General features: G+C 66.7%; 14 protein-coding genes and 1 other RNA gene. 5 read left to right on the forward strand and 10 right to left on the reverse strand.

Annotated elements, in window-relative coordinates; translation table 11 throughout:
- Window positions 1–239: 239 nt before the first annotated feature.
- On the forward strand, window positions 240–3,995 hold the full coding sequence (locus CVM50_RS12155) for a Hint domain-containing protein (protein WP_085886687.1): 3,756 nt from the start codon (window positions 240–242) through the stop codon (window positions 3,993–3,995).
- 624 nt (window positions 3,996–4,619) lie between these two features.
- Window positions 4,620–6,338, forward strand: a complete 1,719-nt coding sequence (locus CVM50_RS12160; protein ID WP_085886688.1) for a Hint domain-containing protein — start codon at window positions 4,620–4,622, stop codon at window positions 6,336–6,338.
- Here the strand turns inward: CVM50_RS12160 and CVM50_RS12165 are convergent.
- The 4 genes from CVM50_RS12165 to fumC form a co-directional block, all read right to left on the reverse strand.
- Window positions 6,280–6,873 carry a nucleotidyltransferase family protein gene (locus CVM50_RS12165; RefSeq protein ID WP_085886689.1) on the reverse strand — a complete coding sequence of 198 codons (594 nt, stop codon included), beginning with the start codon at window positions 6,871–6,873 and terminating at the stop codon, window positions 6,280–6,282. The genes CVM50_RS12160 and CVM50_RS12165 overlap by 59 nt on opposite strands.
- The gene (locus tag CVM50_RS12170) at window positions 6,870–7,112 is read right to left on the reverse strand and encodes a ribbon-helix-helix domain-containing protein (protein ID WP_085886690.1); all 243 of its coding nucleotides are present in this window, start codon (window positions 7,110–7,112) and stop codon (window positions 6,870–6,872) included. The genes CVM50_RS12165 and CVM50_RS12170 overlap by 4 nt, the downstream gene beginning before the upstream one ends.
- Window positions 7,109–7,300 (reverse strand): DUF4169 family protein, encoded by a 192-nt coding sequence (locus CVM50_RS12175; RefSeq protein WP_085886691.1) that lies wholly within the window; start codon window positions 7,298–7,300, stop codon window positions 7,109–7,111. Before CVM50_RS12175 ends, CVM50_RS12170 begins: the two co-directional genes overlap by 4 nt.
- A 179-nt stretch (window positions 7,301–7,479) precedes the next feature.
- On the reverse strand, window positions 7,480–8,874 hold the full coding sequence (gene fumC / locus CVM50_RS12180) for a class II fumarate hydratase (RefSeq protein ID WP_085886692.1): 1,395 nt from the start codon (window positions 8,872–8,874) through the stop codon (window positions 7,480–7,482).
- A gap of 229 nt (window positions 8,875–9,103) precedes the next feature.
- Here fumC and CVM50_RS12185 point away from each other — a divergent pair, with 229 nt between their 5' ends.
- A complete protein-coding gene (locus CVM50_RS12185; protein ID WP_085886693.1) occupies window positions 9,104–9,859 on the forward strand; it encodes a hypothetical protein in 756 nt (251 codons plus the stop codon).
- 91 nt (window positions 9,860–9,950) lie between these two features.
- On the opposite strand, the gene CVM50_RS12190 is transcribed toward CVM50_RS12185, so the two are convergent.
- The 6 genes from CVM50_RS12190 to tyrS form a co-directional block, all read right to left on the reverse strand.
- Entirely contained in the window at window positions 9,951–10,472 is a 522-nt protein-coding gene (locus CVM50_RS12190; RefSeq protein ID WP_232618233.1) for a class I SAM-dependent methyltransferase, read from the reverse strand.
- Between the two features lie 313 nt (window positions 10,473–10,785).
- Window positions 10,786–11,283, reverse strand: a complete 498-nt coding sequence (locus tag CVM50_RS12195) for an SspB family protein (protein WP_085886695.1) — start codon at window positions 11,281–11,283, stop codon at window positions 10,786–10,788.
- Between the two features lie 111 nt (window positions 11,284–11,394).
- On the reverse strand, window positions 11,395–12,672 hold the full coding sequence (gene chrA, locus CVM50_RS12200) for a chromate efflux transporter (protein ID WP_085886696.1): 1,278 nt from the start codon (window positions 12,670–12,672) through the stop codon (window positions 11,395–11,397).
- A gap of 85 nt (window positions 12,673–12,757) precedes the next feature.
- Window positions 12,758–13,879, reverse strand: a complete 1,122-nt coding sequence (locus tag CVM50_RS12205; RefSeq protein WP_085886697.1) for a THUMP domain-containing class I SAM-dependent RNA methyltransferase — start codon at window positions 13,877–13,879, stop codon at window positions 12,758–12,760.
- 118 nt (window positions 13,880–13,997) lie between these two features.
- Window positions 13,998–14,346, reverse strand: a transfer-messenger RNA (tmRNA) gene (gene ssrA / locus CVM50_RS12210).
- Between the two features lie 127 nt (window positions 14,347–14,473).
- Complete coding sequence (gene tyrS / locus CVM50_RS12215; protein WP_085886698.1) at window positions 14,474–15,727, reverse strand: tyrosine--tRNA ligase; 1,254 nt, start codon at window positions 15,725–15,727, stop codon at window positions 14,474–14,476.
- Between the two features lie 64 nt (window positions 15,728–15,791).
- Between tyrS and CVM50_RS12220 the strand changes: the two genes are divergently transcribed.
- Together CVM50_RS12220 and zwf are read left to right on the forward strand one after the other, a co-directional pair.
- Window positions 15,792–16,931 carry an anhydro-N-acetylmuramic acid kinase gene (locus CVM50_RS12220; protein WP_085886699.1) on the forward strand — a complete coding sequence of 380 codons (1,140 nt, stop codon included), beginning with the start codon at window positions 15,792–15,794 and terminating at the stop codon, window positions 16,929–16,931.
- A gap of 215 nt (window positions 16,932–17,146) precedes the next feature.
- Complete coding sequence (zwf, locus tag CVM50_RS12225) at window positions 17,147–18,601, forward strand: glucose-6-phosphate dehydrogenase (RefSeq protein ID WP_085886700.1); 1,455 nt, start codon at window positions 17,147–17,149, stop codon at window positions 18,599–18,601.
- Window positions 18,602–18,625: the final 24 nt, after the last annotated feature.

An 18,625-nucleotide genomic window follows, 5' to 3' on the forward strand; every position in this document is an offset into this window, starting at 1 on the left:
ACTGGGATGGGCACCTTTCTGGGCCATGGGGCGGTCCTTCGAATTGCATGCATCGTGGAGATGCAGGACCGGGTATCAGCCCGGGACCCGGCTTTGGCCGGACCAGGCGACCACGTCAGGTGATCAACATCGGCGCGCCGCGCATCTCCATGGTTCGGGTAGAAACAGTTTGCCGTGTGCCGGTCGACCGGGCCGGGTGCGGGCCGGGCCAGTCCCGGACGCGATGGAAGGGTGACGACATGACCGGGAAGTATTACGGCGGGTACGGCGGCCACGACGACGATTGCTATCCCTATGGCGGCACGTCCCCTGATGGCTACGTCGACGGCACCGCGGGCGGCGACATGATCGACGCGGCCTATTCCGGCGATCCCGATGGCGACTACATCGACAACAACGACGCACTTCTGCCCGGCGAGACCGGCGACGACGACATCGTGCGGGCTGGGGGCGGCAACGACACCATCCTCGCCGGGGCGGGCGACGATGAGATATTCGCGGGGTCCGGCGACGACAGCGTGTCCGCCGGGTCCGGCGATGACGAGATCTCCGGTGGACGGGGCGACGATGATCTGTCGGGCGACAGCGGCAACGACGTCATCTATGGCGACAGTGGCCAGGCGCCGGACAGCCCACGCGAGAGCTTTGAATGGGACAAGCTGCCGGACCCGGACTATTGCGGCGGCCGCATTGATCACAACGATCCGCTTTACGGGACGCTGCATCAGGACGCGGGCGAGGTAAACGTCACCTTCACCCAGGAGACCACCGGCACACCCGAGACGACCTATTACGAGGTCAACGGCAACATCGACGGCATCGTCGACGACGGCAACGGCGTGGACCGCAATTCCACGATGTCGTCCTACCTGAATGCCAATGGCGAAAGCGCGACCTACAAGCTCGACTTCTCGCAGGACGTCGATGACGTCTCCTTCCGGATCAATGACATCGACTACCTGTCGCAGGTGACTATCCGCGCCTATGACGCCGAGGGCAACCTGGTCGACATCGACATCGACGCAGGCTCGCTGATCACCGCAACCGACGAGGATGGGGCAGGCGGCACCGAGACGCTGATCTCCTCCACGCCCAATGGCGGGGCCTCGGACGACAGCGCGCAATATTCCGCCCTCGTCAGCATTTCGGGGCCGATTTCGCGGATCGAGATCACCCATACGCAGGTCGGCCACGGCACCACCGGCATCACCGTCAGCGACATCTACTACGACGTGACGCCGGACTACGAAGGCGGCTCGCAGACCCATTGGTCCGACGGCGACGACGTGATCGACGGCGGCTCCGGCGAAGACACGCTCTTCGGCGAGGGGGGCGATGACACGATCATCGACGGCGCCGGCGCGGACCTGGCCTATGGCGGCGCCGACCGCGACACCTTCGTCGGCGGTTCGGTCGGGGACGACGTGGACGGTGGCGAGGCCGGCGTGGACGAGGATACACTGGACCTGCGCGGCCTGAACGTGGCGGTCGAATACGAAGATGACGACCCCGAGGCGGGCACCGTCAGATTCCTGGATGATGACGACAACGTCACCGGCACGATGACCTTCGAGAACATCGAGACCGTGCTGACCGACCCCGATCCGCAGCTTGACGGCTATGTCGAGGGCACCGCGGGTGGCGACGTGATCGACGCGGGCTATGATGGCGATCCGGATGGCGACATGATCGACGCCGACGACGCGATCCTGCCCGGCGACAGCGGTGACGACGACGTGGTGCTGGCCTTCTCCGGCGACGATACGGTCATCGCGGGCGAGGGCAGCGACGACGTCTATGGCGGGGCGGGCAACGACAGCATCTCCACCGGATCGGCGGATCAGGTCAACGATCACGAGACCTTCCCGGGGATCCCCTTTGAGACCGGCGATGCACAGCTGGATGACACCGATTACGTCGAAGGCGGCTCGGGCGACGACACGATCTCGACCGGGGAGGACTCGGATACGATCTACGGAGGTGACGGGGCCGACAGCATCGACGGCGGCCTGGACGACGACGAGATCTACGGCGGCGCCGGCAATGACACCGTGGACGGCAGCCTGAACGGCATCGTTGACGGCACGCTGGGCAATGATCTGATCTTCGGCGGCTCCGGTGATGACAGCCTGGTGGCGGGCGTCGACGCCTTCTCGGACTATGAGGGCGACGATCCGAACCTGCCCAATCCCTATGATGCCGACGGCAACCTGTCCGACCCCAACACCGCGGACGGCAAGGACACCGTCTATGGCGGCATCGGCGATGACACGATCATCTCCGGCGATGATGCCGACGCGCTCTACGGTGGATCCGGCGAAGACAGCATCAACGCGGGTATCGACGACGACTATGTCGAAGGCGGCCAGGGGGCAGATGTCATCCTCGGCGGCCATGGCTCGGACACGATCCTGGGCGGCTCCGGCGACGACAGCATCGACGCCAGCGCGCAGACCAGCGGGATGGACTATCCCAACGCGCCGGACGACAGCGATCCGGTGCCGGAAAACGACATGGACGAAGTCTATGCGGGTCACGGCAACGACACCGTCTTCGGCGGTGACGATGATGACATGCTGCACGGCGGCTCAGGCGATGACGTGCTGGACGGTGGCATCGACGAAGACACGTTGGTTGGCGACTACGGCAATGATGAGCTGACCGGCGGCGCGGGCCAGGATCTGCTCTACGGTAACCAGGGGGCGGATACGCTCTACGGCGGCGACGAGGCCGATGCGCTCTTCGGCGGCTCAGGCGACGATGTGCTGGATGGCGGCCAGGGTGCCGACAGCCTGTCGGGCGGTGACGGCAACGATAGCCTGACCGCCGGCAATGGCGAGGACACGCTGGAGGGCGGTGCCGGCAACGACACGATCATCGGCGGATCGGGGGCCGACACGATTTCCGGTGGCTCCGGCGACGACAGCATCCGTGGTGGCACCTCAGGCGACAGTATCGAAGGCGGGGACGGCAACGACTTCATCGCCGGCGATGCGGGCGACGACCTGATCGAGGGCGGCGCCGGAAATGACGAGATCTACGGCGGCTCCGGTCTCGACACGATCCTGGGCGAAAGCGGCGACGACCTGCTGTATGGCTCGGATCAGGAAGATGAGGTCTACGGTGGGATCGGCGCCGACACGATCTTCGGCTCGGCCGATGCCGACCAGGTCTACGGCGGCGCCGACCGTGACAGCATCGTGGGCGCGACCACCGGCGACTACATCGACGGTGGCAGCTCTGGCGACGACTACGACACGCTGGACCTGCGTGGCTACGGCGTGCCCGGCGGTCATATCAAGATCAACTACGCCTCCGCCGACCGCGAGGACGGCATCGTCGAGTTCTACAACCCCGACAGCACCCTGGCCGGGACGGCGGAATTCCACGACATCGAGAACGTGGTGCCCTGTTTCACCCCCGGCACGCTGATCGCGACGCCGCGCGGCGAAGTTCCAGTGGAAGAGCTGCAGGAAGGCGACCGGGTCATCACCCGCGACAACGGCATGCAGCAGATCCGCTGGAAGGGCAGTCGCCGCCTGAAGGGCGAAGAGCTGCTGAAGGCCCGTCACCTGCAGCCGGTGCTGATCCGCAGGGGCGCGCTTGGCTACGGCCTGCCGGAACGCGACATGGTCGTCAGCCCGAACCACCGGATGCTGATCAACAACGACAAGACCGCGCTGTATTTCGAGGACCGCGAGGTGCTGGTGGCGGCCAAGCATCTGACCGGCCTCGACGGGATCGAGCGGCTGACGGCGAAGAGCACGACCTACGTGCACTTCCTCTTCGATCAGCACGAAGTCATCCTGTCCGACGGCGCCTGGTCGGAGACCTTCCAGCCGGGTCGCCAGACGATGGACGGCCTCGGCAACGCGCAGCGCAACGAGATCTTCGAGCTGTTCCCGGACCTGCGGGTGCGCAGGGGCCTGGAGGACTACCACGCCGCGCGCAAGACGCTGAAGAAACACGAGGCGGATCTGCTCGCCCTGAGCTGAGCCGTGAGAGGTCTGCCTCGCCTTCGGGGAAGGCGTGGTGCGTCGCCGGGGTGGGGACCCCGGCGACGTCGGCCGCCCGGGACATCGCCGTCAGGGATGGGGACAGTGCCCTGAGGTGTCGCAACCTGCCCCGGGCGGTGCGGGACCACGGCCCGTACCGGGCCCCGTCGCGGCGCAGGGGCGCGAAGATCGCAGGAGGCCCCGGCGCTCGTGTTTCCCGAAATGCGACAATATCGCGACGGAACTGTGCGGCAGTTCAGGCAAATCAGAGCTAAATCTGAGGTGGTTCCGAATCACCAGGCGGCGCTCGCTCCGTGTGGGTTGCTTCAGGGGCATGGTCGGGCTGCGCAAAAGTGGAGCTTGCGGTCACGCACTGCAATCATTGGATGAGCTTTCGTTTCCATTCTGGAAACATATGTTGTTTCTATACCCGCATTGCGCCGCCCTGCAGCGACATCGTCAGCAAGTGTTTGTCAGCGCCTGCTTTCGTGAGCTAACAGACGGTGGGGGCGCTGTGACCGGGCGCCGTCGACGCAAGTCGACACACCGGTCCTGCACAGAGTTTCGGGACGGCGAGTCGATCCATCGGGGGTCGGCGCATGAAATGGCGTTTGAGAGGTCGAGATGACGACATATGGCGGCGGATCCGGCAAGGGTGACAGCATCAACGGCACCTATCGGGATGACAACCTCTACGGCGGCTGCGGCGACGATACGCTCGCCGGCTACCAGGGGGACGACAATCTCTTCGGGAAACGTGGCAACGACGTCCTCTATGGCGGTGACGGCAATGACGACCTGTATGGCGACAGCGGCGACGATTATCTCGACGGCGGCACCGGGCACGACTACATCGACGCCGAGGATGGCGATGATACGCTGATCGGCGGCGACGGCAACGACAAGCTCGACGCGGACTCCGGCGACGACTTGGTCTATGCCGGCTCCGGCAACGACACTGTCTACGGCGACGATGGCCATGACGAGATCTACGGCGGCGATGGCGACGACAAGCTGATTGGCGACAGTGGCGACGACACCATTTTTGGTGGCTACGGCCGCGACTTCATCGAAGGCGACAAGGGCGACGACGAGCTTCATGGCGAGGGTGGCGAAGACCTGATCGTGGGCGGCGACGGCAACGACACGATCTACGGCGGCGAAAGCCGCGACACGATCTATGGCGGCGATGGCAAAGATTTCATCGACGGCGGTGACGGAGAGGACCTGATCAAGGCCGGGAGAGGCGACGACACCGTCTATGGCGGCCAGGGCCAGGACACGATCTATGGCGAGTCCGGCGATGACTTCCTGGAGGCCGGCGATACCGCCTGGAACCGCTCGACCGACACGCTCTACGGCGGCGAAGGCAACGATACGCTGCGCTCCAACGGCAACCAGGATAGGCTCTACGGCGGATCCGGGGATGACCTCTTTACCGTGATCGCGGATGACGGCAATCTGAACAATCTCTACGTCTACGGTGGCCGTGACCATTGCGATACAGATCATGACATCCTCGACCTGTCGGAGCTGAAGGCGCGCTATCCCGGCCTGCAGTTGATCTATTCCAACGTCAGCAATCACGGCGAAGACGGAACAGTCCTGCTGAAGACCGGCGACGGGCGGGAACTGGGCCGGATCTATTACAAGGACATCGAGGAAATAACCACCGAGCCGCCGGGCGCGATCTGTTTCGCCCCGGGGTCGCTGATCGCCACCATGCGTGGTGAGATCCCGGTGGAACAACTGCGCGAGGGCGACCGGGTCATCACCCGCGACAACGGCATGCAGGAGTTGCGCTGGATCGGCCGCCGTGACCTCAGCCCGAAGGACCTGGCGACGATGCCGCATCTTCAGCCCGTTCTGGTGCGTGCCGGTGCCCTGGGCCAGGGCCTGCCGCATTCTGACCTGGTGGTCAGCCCGCAGCACCGCATGCTGATCCGCTCGGATCGTGCGTCGCTCCTCTACGAGGAGAGCGAGGTTCTGGTGGCGGCGAAGGACCTGGTGGGTATGCCGGGCGTCGAGCGGCTGAACAATCGCAAGGTGACCTACCTGCACCTGCTGTTTGACCAGCACGAGGTGATCCTGGCCAATGGCGCTTGGTCCGAGAGCTTCCAGCCCGGCGACTATTCGATGAAGACGCTGGACCACGCGCAGCGCGCCGAGATCCACTATCTCTTCCCCGAACTGGCCGCGCCGCGTGCCCTGAGCGGGTTCAGCGCCGCGCGCCGCAGCCTGAAAAAACATGAGGCCGAGGTGCTGCGCGCCGAGGGCGGGATCGTCAGCCGCCCCGCTGGCGGCGCCATTCTGCCCATGCCTCGGGAGCATCGAGGTCGGTAAGCGCATGGGCCCCGGGTAGGGGCACCAGCGTCAGTCGAGAGATATTGGCGGCGATCACGGGGGCGGCCCCGCGGTCGCCGCCAAGCGTTTCAAGGGCCGGGAACAGGTCCGCCGGGAAAAGCACCGGGTGGCCGGGCGTCTCGCCGCTGGCGCCGCGCAGGATGGGGGTGGGGTCGCCTGTCAGGTGGCTGGCCACGCTGCGCAAATCCTCTGCCGTCAGATCAGGCATGTCGGCGGGCAGGATCATCACGCCACCCAGGTCCGGGGGCAGGGCGGCCACGCCTGTCCGGATCGAGGCGCCCATGCCTTCGTCCGCGTCGCGCACCGGCACTGGCGTCACGTGCAGCCCGTCCAGGGTGCTGGCGCGTGGATGCTCTAGGCCGGGCAGCGTCACCAGCACAGGGCCGATGCCGGCCTCCAGCGCACGGCGCAGCTGCCGCCTGAGCAGAGGTTCCCCGTCGACGTCTTCCAGCAGCTTGTCGCGCCCGCGCATCCGGCGAGAGGCGCCGGCGGCCAGCACCAAGACGGCGATCATCCGTTGGTGTCCAGTGCAGCCGCCTCGCGCTTCAGCGCGCGCAGAACGTAAAGGCGGATGGCCGAGGCCAGGCCCAGCTCCAGCCCGCGCTCTGCGTCGATCTCGGCGGCCAGCTGGTTGATCGGGCACCCCTTCGCCTCGGCGAGGCGCCGGAACTCGGCCCAGAACTCATCTTCCAGCGAGACGGAGGTACGGTGCCCGCGCAGCGTCAGCGAGCGTTTGACGGGGCGACCGCTCATGCCTCGGGGGTGTCCTCGTCGCGGCGGTGCCCGTCGAGGTGACGGCGGGCCGTGTCGGCCTCGGTTTTCTCCGCCGCCTTCTGCGCGCCGGTCCGCCCAAACTTCACCGCGTTTTCATCGCCCCGCGCGCGTTTCTCGGCGCGGGCCTTCTCCTTGCGGAAGCGGTTGAGGTTGGTGACGTTCGACATGGGGCCATAGTGCCAGCGCCCGGGGGGCGGGGCAAGCGCCCTCAGAGCGCCAGAACGGGCCCGTCCAGAAGCCCCACGGGTGGCGACCTCCTCGCCTGTCCTTCATCACCATCAGGGCATGCAAAAGGGGCGCGGCCCTATGGCTGCGCCCCTTTCGTTCGTCCTGCCGATCTGGCGGGTCAGTCCTTCGGACCGATCATCTTCTCCGGGCGCACCACCTCGTCGAAGGTCTTCTCGTCGACGAAGCCAAGGGCGATGGCCTCTTCCTTCAGCGTGGTGCCGTTCTTGTGCGCGGTCTTGGCGACCTTGGTGGCATTGTCGTAGCCGATGGTCGGTGCCAGCGCGGTCACCAGCATCAGGCTTTCATGCAGCAGCTTTTCGATGCGCGGCTCGTTGGCCTGGATGCCCGCCACCATGTTGTCGGTGAAGGCCGAGGCGCTGTCGCCCAGAAGCTGCATCGACTGCAGCACGTTGTAGGACATCATCGGGTTGTAGACGTTCAGCTCGAAGTGACCCTGGCTGCCGGCGAAACCGACGGCGGCGTCGTTGCCCATGACGTGGGCGCAGACCATGGTCAGCGCCTCGGCCTGGGTGGGGTTCACCTTGCCCGGCATGATCGAGGAGCCCGGCTCGTTCTCCGGCAGGATCAGCTCACCCAGGCCGCAGCGCGGGCCGGAGCCCAGCAGGCGGATGTCGTTGGCGATCTTGAACAGCGAGGCCGCGACCGTCTTCAGCGCGCCGGAGAACATGACCATGGCGTCATGGCCGGCCAGCGCCTCGAACTTGTTCGGCGCGGTGACGAAGGGCAGGTCGGTGATTTCCGCCATGTTGGCGGCGACCATTTCGGCCCAGCCCTTCTTCGTGTTCAGCCCGGTGCCGACGGCGGTGCCGCCCTGGGCCAGTTCGTAGATGTCGCCAAGCGCGGCTTCGACCCGTTCGATGCCCTTGGCCACCTGATGGGCGTAGCCGCCGAATTCCTGGCCCAGGGTCAGGGGGGTGGCGTCCTGGGTGTGGGTCCGGCCGATCTTGATGATGTCCTTGAAGTCTTCCGACTTCTGCTCCAGCGCCGCGTGCAGCTTGCGCAGGCCCGGCAGCAGGGTGTCGCGGGCGGACATGGCGATGCCGACGTGCATGGCGGTCGGGAAGGTGTCGTTGGACGACTGGCCCATGTTGCAGTGGTCATTCGGGTGGACGGGGGATTTCGACCCCATCTCGCCGCCCAGCATCTCGATCGCGCGGTTCGAGATCACCTCGTTCGAGTTCATGTTCGACTGGGTGCCCGAGCCGGTCTGCCAGACCACCAGCGGGAAGTTGTCGTCGAACTTGCCCTCGATCACCTCACCGGCGGCGGCGATGATCGCATCGGCGATCTCGGCGTCCATGTTGCCCAGCTCCTTGTTGGCCATGGCGCAGGCCTTCTTGATCACGCCGAGCGCGCGGATGATCGGAACCGGCTGCTTTTCCCAGCCAATGGGGAAATTCATGATCGACCGCTGCGTCTGGGCGCCCCAGTACTTGTCTGCGGGAACTTCGAGCGGGCCGAAGCTGTCGGTTTCGGTGCGGGTCTGCGACATTTCAGATCTCCCAAAAGGAACGTCGCGCCCGGTTTACCGCAAAGTGGCCCAGTTTCAATGCCGTTCCCGCTAACGTGGACGGCGCAGGGGTGCATTTGTGCACCGTCGTATGCCGCCCGGCGCGCAGCTTCGTGGCGAGAGGGGCGGGCGGCGCCGCGCGATCCGCCTTGAAGCCCGCGGTCATCGGTGCATTTCTAGTCCCAGGTTTGAACGATCAAGAGGTGCGATCATGGCCGGGTTCTGGAAGAAGCTGTTCGGTGCGGGGCAGGATCCGGGGCCGCGCGCGCGGCAGGTCACCCCCACGGTCAACCCGAAGACTGCCCTAGCCCAGCACCCGGTCGTCCACCTGGAGACCAAGGGGCAGAGCCTGGCCCTGTCGCTGCCGCTCTGGGTGGAGGAGCCGGCGGAGTCCGAGACGCCGCCCACCTATGAGCACATCCTCTGGGAGTCCCGGCCCAAGGGAGAATACCTCTACTACCTCGCCGGGGATTTCGAGAAGAACGAGAAGGGGCTCCTGCGTTTCGGCACCGCGCCGGAGGAGTTCCGCGTTGTGCGCAGCCATGAGACCGACGTGTTGGAACAGGCCCGCACGGAGTTGCCCAACAGCGAGGGGCGCGACTGGCGCCAGCTGTTCGACGGCGAGACCTGCGGCAGCCTGGTGGACCGGATCGCGCGTGTGGCGCCGGACCCTGGCGAGGGGGGCTGGACCCTGGCTCACGTTACCGGCGTCGACCCGGAGGTCGGAATGGCGCTGATGCGGGTGGAACCGGGCGCGGGCCTTGATGGGGCGCCGCGCACCTCGCTGATCTTCCGCAAGATCGTCCCTGAGGGGCCAGAGGTGCCGGTGGAATACGGCGTGCAGATCCTGGCGATCTCGCGCCGGGCGGAGACCTCGGTGATCGAGCTGATGGACGGTTTCCGCCGCCTGATCGACCGCTATCGCGACATGCCCTACACGGAGGTACGCGGCGCCGTGCGCGTCTGAGCCGCGGCGAGGATCCAGGATGGCAGAAGGCCGCGCCCCCAGGGGACGCGGCCTTTTCCGTGTGTGCTTGGTCCGTTAAATCGCGACGCCCTCAGTTCGGGCGGCTGCGGAATTCGAAGACGCGCGCCGGGGGCAGGTTGGCCCAGACGGTGCCGCGCTTGCGGGCGGTGATGCCCATCTCGGCCTGCACATCCTCCGGGATCGGGGCGTTCGGGCTGTAGGTGATCTGGACGAAGACCCCGTCGGGCGCCATCACCTTGAAGGCGTTGCCCACCACCTCGCGCTGGATCTGCGGACGCGCCAGGACCGGCACGCCGGAGATCACGCACCCGAGGTTCTCCACCCCGATGCTGCCGATCTGCTGCGCGGGCTGGTTCAGCACCCGGACCCCCGGGAACCGCTGCCGCAGCTCCTCGCAGAAGCGGGCGTTCAGCTCCATCAGGATCAGGCGTTCGGGCGCGATGCCGCGTTCCAGCAGGACCTTGGTGAAGGAGCCGGTGCCCGGCCCGATTTCCAGGATCGGCCCCTCGACGGTCTCGACACCGTCGGTCATCATGCGCGCTACTGCGGCGGAAGAGGGCGCGATCGCCGACACTTCCTTGGGTTTGCGCATCATCTGTCCGAGAAATACTGCGAAGTCGCTGGCCACCGGTCTGTCCCCTTGAATGCCTGCCGTTCGCAGATGGTTTGGCAAGCCGGTCGTCTCCGGACAAGCCTGATACTTTGCATTTACAAAAAATTCACCGGACGCTTGGCCCGCTGTTACACGGCGCCAGCGCCCGGGCACAATTCGGGCCGCATCCTGCGGGCGGGGCAAGCGTCTTGCGCCACACCTGTAACGAAAACAGCCCGGGCAGGGTCTGCCGAGGCTGTCTCGAAGTCTGTCGGGGGCGGATGCGGCGCGCCCTGAAAGAGGCGCTGTCAGCTCACTTGCGGAAGGCGTCCAGGCTGACGACGTCGGCCTCCTTGCCGGTCTTCTCGTCGGCTCCATCCGCGGCGTCACTGTCCTCGCCCTCATTGGGGGCGTCGGGCGGCGTGGGCTCGTCGTCATCCTCGTCCTCATCGTCCTGGCCCTGGGTCTCGAACCGCAGGCCGAACTCGACCGAGGGATCGACGAAGGTTTCGATGGCGTCGTAGGGGATGAACATCCGCTCCGGGCTGTCACCGAAGTTCAACGTGACGGCAAAGCCCTCGTCGTTGACCTCCAGGTCCTCGAACCAGTGCTGCATCACCACCGTCATCTCGGTGGGGTAGCGGTCGCGCAGCCAGGCGGCCAGATCCACGTCCTCATGGGTCGTGTCGAAGGTGATGAAGAAATGATGGGCGCCCGGCAGTCCGTTGGCGGCAACGTCGCTCAGCACATCCTGGATCAGGCTGCGCATGGCGCGGTGCATCAGATTTCCGTAGTCGATAGATTGGGCCATGTCTGTCTTCCGGGGGCTCAGTTTCGGCTGAGCATAGGGGATTCGAAGCAAAACGGAAGGTGATGCGGGAAGATTCTCTGTAACCGGCGACGGCGGCCGGCCGGGGAGTTGTCACAGGCCAAGCTGCACTGCGGCAAGTCCCAGGGCAGCCATCGCGACAAGGTTCGTCAGAAGCCCGGTGCGCAGGATGAAGACCAGCGCCAGGGCCAGGGCCACCAAGGCGGCGGCGAGGGGCTGGAAGCTCTCCCAGACCGGCAGCGGCGGTGCGCCCGCCCCGCGGATCGTGTCGAACAGGACGTGCAGCGTGAACCACAGCGCCAGAGAGGCGATGACGCCGACCACGGCGGCGGTCACGGCGGCCAGCGCGGCTTTCAGCCGGGGCAGAGCCAGCAGGCGTTCGACATGCGGCGCCAGCACGAAGATGAAGAGGAAGCAGGGAACGAAGGTCACCCAGAGGGTCAGCGCTCCGGCGGCCAGCCCCAGCTCCGGCCCGGCACGGACGGCGCCCGCCACCATGGCCACGAACTGCGTCACCAGGATCAGCGGCCCGGGCGTGGTTTCGGCCAGCCCGAGGGCGTCGATCATCTGGCCCGGCGTGAGCCAGCCATGCTGGTCCACGGTGACCTGTGCCATCCAGGCCAGCAGCGCATAAGCCCCACCGAAACTGAGCACCGCAAGACGCGCGAAAAAGGCGCCGAGATCGGCGAGGAAGGTGGCGCCGCTGAGCCGCAGCAGAAGGACGGGCGCCAGCCAGGCCACGGCCCAGAGCGTGGCGGTGACCAGGCTACGGCGCCAGCTGGGCGCGGTGCCCGACGTGGGCGGCACAGGTGTGGCTTGGGCCCGGGCCGCTCCGCCCCGCCAAAGCCCCCAGAGCGCGGCCACCAGGATCAGCAGCGGGAAGGGCACGCCCAGGGCGAAGATCGCGACGAACCCGGCCACCGCCCAGGCCCGCTGGGCCCAGCCTGGAAGCGCCCGCTGCGACAGCCGCCAGAGCGCCTGCAGCACCAGAGCCACCACCAGTGCCTTGATGCCCATGAAGGCCGCCTGCACCCCCGGCAACGTGCCCCATTGCACGTAGGCCAGGGCCAGGGCGGCCACGACGGCGGCGCCCGGCAGCACGAACAGCAGGCCCGCCATCAGACCGCCCGCGACGCCCCGTAGACGCCAGCCGGAATAGGTCGCCAGCTGCATGGCCTCCGGCCCGGGCAGCAGCATGCAGAAACTCAGCGCGCCGAGGAAGCTGTCCTCGCTCAGCCAGCGGCGGCGGTCCACCAGTTCCCCATGCATGACCGAGATCTGCGCCGCGGGGCCGCCGAAACTCATCACGCCGATACGCCCGAAGGCCTGGAACAGTTCGCGCCAGGCAGGCGCGCGGGGATCGCTCGGCATGGGCACCTCTTCGCTTCAGCCGGGCGACTGTCGCGGGCGCCGTCGGCTGGGTCAAGCCAAGCTTTGATGACGCGCGATGCGCGGCTCAGCGCAGGGCGGCGGTCTGGTAGAGCTTCACCGTTAGCCCGCCATGGGCGACGGGCGGGCCGGGGGGCAGGATGGGCAGGCCGGTCGCGCGTGCCAGCCCGCCGTCGGAGGTGACGATGGCGGCACGCCAGCCGCCGAACCGCTCCTTCAGCACCGCGCCCAGACGCCCGTAGAGCGAGAAGAGCTGCTTGCGATCCCCGATCCGGGCGCCGTAGGGCGGATTGACGATCACCAGGCCCGGCGGGCCGGCGGGGCGTTCGAGGTCCGACACGGCCCGGTGCGCGAGGGTCACCGCACCGCCCAGCCCCGCGGCCTCGGCATTGCGGCCTGCCATCTCGATGGCGCCGGCATTGCGGTCCGAGCCGAAAAGACCTGGCAGCTCTTCCAGCGGGCGCGGCTGTGGCGCCTCGGAACGGATGCGGGCGTAGAGGTCGGGCTTGAATGTGGCGAGATCCTCGAAGGCAAAGCGGCGGTCGCGCCCGGGCCAGAGACCCGCGGCCATCTCGCCCGCCTCGATCAGAAAGGTGCCGGAGCCGCACATCGGATCCAGCACCGGTTCTTCGCCGGTGAACCCGGCCTGGCGCAGGAACAGCGCGGCCAGTGTCTCGCGCATCGGCGCCTTGCCAACGGCGGGCTTGTGTCCGCGCTTGTGCAGGCTCTCGCCGCTGGTGTCGACGCTGAACTGGACGTAGTCGCGCTGGATGCGGGTCTTGAGGACCACGGTGGCCTCGGGGTCGATGGTGGCTCCAAAGCTCTCGCTCAGCGCCCGTTCGATCCGTTCCTGGGCTGCGCCCGCGTGGTAGATCTTCGACTTTGCGGAGGTCGACATCTCGACCTTCACCGGCACCCCGGGGCGCAGCACGTCGCCCCAAGGGAAGGCGCGCGACCGCTTGTCGAGCTGCGACAGGTGGCTGGCCGGGAAGCCGCCGATGCGCGCCAGAACGGCACCCGCGCCGCGCAGTTTCAGGTTGGCCCGCCAGACGGTGGTCCACTGGCCTTGCAAAGTCGCACCGCCGGGGACGGCTTCGGCCTTTGCGAACCCGGTGGCCCGGGCCTCCTCGGCCAGGGCCTCTTCCAGCCCCGGCGTGCCTTGCAGGAATATCTCGAATGCGGCGCTCATGAGGGGGCTGATACAGGCTTTCCCGTGCCCCCGCGAGGTCGAAATGCGTGCCACGCCGCGATCAAACAAAAAGCCGCCCGAACGGACGGCGGCTTGGCATCGGAGGAGGGGAAAGGAAAGTGCAGGTTTCTGTTGCCAGGTACCTGCGAACCCCGCCTTACACTGCTAGGCGCAAGGACTTAGATTTCGGTCTTGTTACTGCTTACGCAGCAACGGCAACCGGAGCACGATTGTTGTTGGCAATTGTACTTAGTGAACCGATAACGGTGGTATCTCACCGGGACAAAGCTACATCTTTACACGTTCGTCGATCCTATTTCGGCCCCATGATCCCCCAACAAGGGATGTTTGGTGGAGCCGCCGGGTACCGCCCCCGGGTCCGATCCGCTTATTACATGCGCGTTTATGCCCATAGTCGCCGAAGCGACAATGCAGATATAGGACGGTGGCAGGTGAATTTGAAGGGGGATCTGCGGGAAATTCTCACTGCTTTTCGCCGTTTGGGCGACGGGACAGGGCGCGCGGGTAGGGCCAACAAGCAAACGGGCCCCGTGGGGCCCGTCCGTTGATCTTCGAAAGAAACTGCGGGTCGGATCAGTCGGCCAGTTTCACCAGCGCGTGACGTTTCTTGCCCGCCGACAGCTTCACCGGAGAGGCCAGCGCGGCAGCGTCCAGCATGAGGCCCGCATCGGTCAGCGGCGCGTCGTCGATCTTCGCGCCATTGTCGGCGATCAGGCGCTTCGCTTCCTTGCCTGTCTTGGCCAGGCCCGAGCGCACGATCAGCTGGGCCACGGAGATGCCGTCGCCCACTTCCGCGGCCGTCAACTCCAGCGTCGGCAGGTCGCCGCCCACGCCGCCCTTCTCGAAGACCTCGCGCGCGGTGGCCTCCGCCGTCTCGGCGGCCTCACGCCCGTGCAGAAGGGCGGTCACCTCGTTGGCCAAGATCACCTTGGCTTCGTTGATCTCCGACCCGCCGAGGGCACCCAGGCGCTCGCATTCCTCGACCGGCAGCTCGGTGTAGAGCTTGGCAAAGCGGCCGACGTCGGCGTCGGTGGTGTTGCGCCAGAATTGCCAGAACTCATACGGGCTGAGCATCTCGCCGTTGAGCCAGATGGCCCCATTGGCGCTCTTGCCCATCTTCTTGCCGTCCGAGGTGGCCAGCAGCGGCGTGGTCAGCCCGTAGATCTCGTGATCCAGCACGCGGCGGGTCAGGTCGATGCCGTTGACGATGTTGCCCCACTGGTCCGAGCCACCCATCTGCACCAGACAGCCGTAGCGCCGGTTCAGCTCCAGGAAGTCGTAAGCCTGCAGGATCATGTAGTTGAATTCCAGGAAGGACAGCGATTGTTCGCGGTCCAGCCGGGATTTCACCGACTCGAAGGACAGCATGCGGTTGACGCTGAAATGCCGGCCGATGTCGCGCAGGAATTCCAGGTAGTTCAGCCCGTCCAGCCATTCGGCGTTGTTGAGCATCAAGGCGCCGTTGTCGCCTTCGCCGTAGTCGAGGTAGCGGGCGAAGACCTGGCCCATGCCGTCGATGTTGGCCTGGATCTGGTCGGGGCCCAGCAGGGGGCGTTCATCGCTGCGGAAGGAGGGATCGCCCACCTTGGTCGTGCCGCCGCCCATCAGGGTGATCGGCTTGCCGCCCAGTTTCTGGAACCAGCGCAGCATCATGATGTTCATCAGGTGCCCGACATGCAGCGACGCCGCGGTGGCGTCGTAGCCGATATAGCCCGGCACCACCCCGCTGATCAGCGCCTCGTCGAGGCCCTGATAATCCGTGCAATCGGCCACGAAGCCGCGTTCCTGCATCACGTTGAGGAAGTCGGATTTGGGGGTGTATGTCATCACTCTTGTCCCTCTGGGGTTTGCGCGGCACTCTATAGTCGCCACAGGAGCCAAGGGAAAGACCATGACGCGCCACACCACCGACAAGCCCGTGCTTCGTGTCCTGGGGGCCATGTCGGGCACCTCGCTCGACGGGGTCGATGCCGCAGTGGTGGAGACGGACGGGCAGGTGATCCGCGCCTTCGGGCCCTCCGCCTACCGCCCCTACAGCGACGCTGAACGCGCCACGCTGGCGGACGCGCTTGGCCTCTGGCCCGGGCCTGACCCGGATCCGCGCATCGAGGCCGCGCAGCAGGTGGTGCTGGAGGCCCATGCCGATCTTCTGGCGCAGTTCGACGACATCGACCTGGTGGGCTTCCACGGTCAGACCCTGGCGCATGAACCGCGCGGGCGCGGTACCTTCCAAACCGGCGACGGGGCGACACTGGCCGACCGGCTGGGCGTGCCGGTGGTCTGGGATTTCCGCTCCGCCGATGTTCAGCTGGGCGGGGAGGGCGCGCCGCTGGCGCCCTTCTATCACCATGCGCTGGCCCGCCACATGGGGGCCGCGGCGCCGGTGGCCTTCCTGAACCTGGGCGGCGTGGGCAACATCACTTGGGCCGATCCGCGCCTCGCGCAGCCCGAGGCGCCCGGGGCGCTGCTGTCCTTTGACACGGGGCCCGCGAATGCGCCGCTGAACGACCTGATGCAGGCGCGCCGGGGCCAGCCCTTCGACCGCGACGGGGCGCTGGCGGCACAAGGCTCCGTGGCCGAGGGCACGCTGGAGGCCTTCCTAGACAATCGGTATTTCTACCGCATTCCGCCCAAGTCCCTGGATCGGAACCAGTTCGGGGATCTGCCCGGGCTGGTGGCCGGGCTGTCGGACGCCGATGCCGCCGCCACGCTGACCGCGATCTGCGCGGCCTCGGTCCTGCGCGGGATGGAGCATCTGCCGGAACCGCCGGCGCAGCTTCTGGTCACCGGGGGCGGGCGGCTGAACCCGGTGCTGATGGAAATGCTGGCGGTGTCGCTGGATTGTCCCGTGCGCCCGGTCGAGGACGCAGGCTTTGACGGTGACATGCTGGAGGCGCAGGCCTTTGCCTTCCTCGCCGCGCGGGTGCTGCACGGGCTGCCGACCTCCTGCGAAGGCACGACGGGGGTGCGGATGGCCGTCGGCGGAGGTGAGATATCGCGTCCGTCGACGCCCGCGCGGACGCCGGCGTGATCGCAGCGGCAAGGGACGGCCGTGGGCTGAGTTACCGCTAACATCCCCCATTGTCGGCCACGGGTTCTCTGCTATGCTGCGACTGAACGAAAGCGCCGCAATGCGGCATCGGCCTGCGGGCCGGCAGAGACGCAAGGGGCCAAGGCCCCGCACAGCAACAGGCGAACCGCCGTGGCCCGGCCTGGCGGAGGACAGCCAAGCGGAAAGGAACCCCGATGGTCTCGCGCGTGATTCCCGTCGACCCCTTCGACCTCGTCATCTTCGGCGGCACCGGCGATCTGGCCCGGCGCAAGATCCTGCCGGGTCTCTATCGCCGCTTCTGCTCGGGCCAGATGGAAGACAACAGCCGCATCATCGGCGCCGCCCGGTCGGAACATTCGACCGAGGAATTCCGCCAGATGGTCGCCGACGCCATCGCCGAGTTCGATCCCAAAAGCGGTACGCCCGAGATGCGGGCGGAGTTTCTGGAGCGGCTGGAATACGTCCAGGTCGACGCCCTGGGCGACGCCGGCTGGCAGGATCTGGCGGCGCTGATGTCGCCGGGCCGCGTCCGCGCCTTCTACTTCTCCGTCGCGCCCAGCCTCTTCGGCGCGCTTGCGGAACGGCTGCACACCCATGGCATCGCCGATGACCAGACCCGGATCGTGGTGGAAAAGCCCTTCGGCCACGACCTGGCCTCGGCCAAGGCGCTGAATGCCGATCTGGCGGCGCATTTCGACGAAAGCCAGATCTACCGGATCGACCATTACCTGGGCAAGGAAACGGTGCAGAACCTGATGGCCGTGCGGTTCGGCAACATGCTGTTCGAGCCGCTGTGGAATGCGCAATACGTCGACCACATCCAGATCACCGTGGCCGAAACCGTGGGCGTTGGCGGGCGTGGCGAATACTACGACAAGTCCGGCGCGATGCGGGACATGGTACAGAACCACCTGATGCAGCTGCTGTGCCTCATCGCGATGGAGCCGCCGGCGAAGTTCGACCACGACGCGGTGCGCGACGAGAAGCTGAAGGTGATCCGCGCGCTGGAACAGGTGCCCCTGCAGGACGTGGTGCGAGGCCAGTACCTCGCCGCCGGTGCCGACGAGCCCGGCTACCTGGAGCATGTCGAGAACGCCGACAGCAAGACCGAGAGCTTCATCGCGATGAAGCTGCGCGTGTCAAACTGGAGATGGGCCGGAACGCCGATCTACCTGCGCACCGGCAAGCGCCTGAAGGCGCGCAGTTCCGAGATCGCCGTGGTCTTCAAGGAAACGCCGCATTCGATCTTCGGCGCAGATGCCGGGCGGCACCGCAACGTGCTGACCATCCGGCTGCAGCCGAACGAGGGGATGGATCTTTTCGTCACCATCAAGGAACCGGGGCCGGGCGGCATGCGTCTGGTCGATGTGCCCCTCGACATGACCTTCGCCGAGGCGCTTGGTCCCGATGCCGAGGATGTGCCGGATGCCTACGAGCGTCTGATCATGGACGTGATCCGCGGCAACCAGACGCTGTTCATGCGCGGCGACGAGGTCGAGGCCGCCTGGGCCTGGGCCGACCCGCTGATCGCCTCCTGGGAGGAACGCGGCGACAAGCCGGTGGCCTACGAGAGCGGCTCCACCGGGCCGGAAGAGGCGCTGGCGCTGATGCACCGCGATGGCCGCCGCTGGCGCGAGATCCGCGCCTGAGGCATTCTGGCCTCACTGAAAGAC

Source organism: Pseudooceanicola marinus (assembly GCF_002786295.1).
Classification (GTDB): Bacteria; Pseudomonadota; Alphaproteobacteria; order Rhodobacterales; family Rhodobacteraceae; genus Pseudooceanicola; species Pseudooceanicola marinus.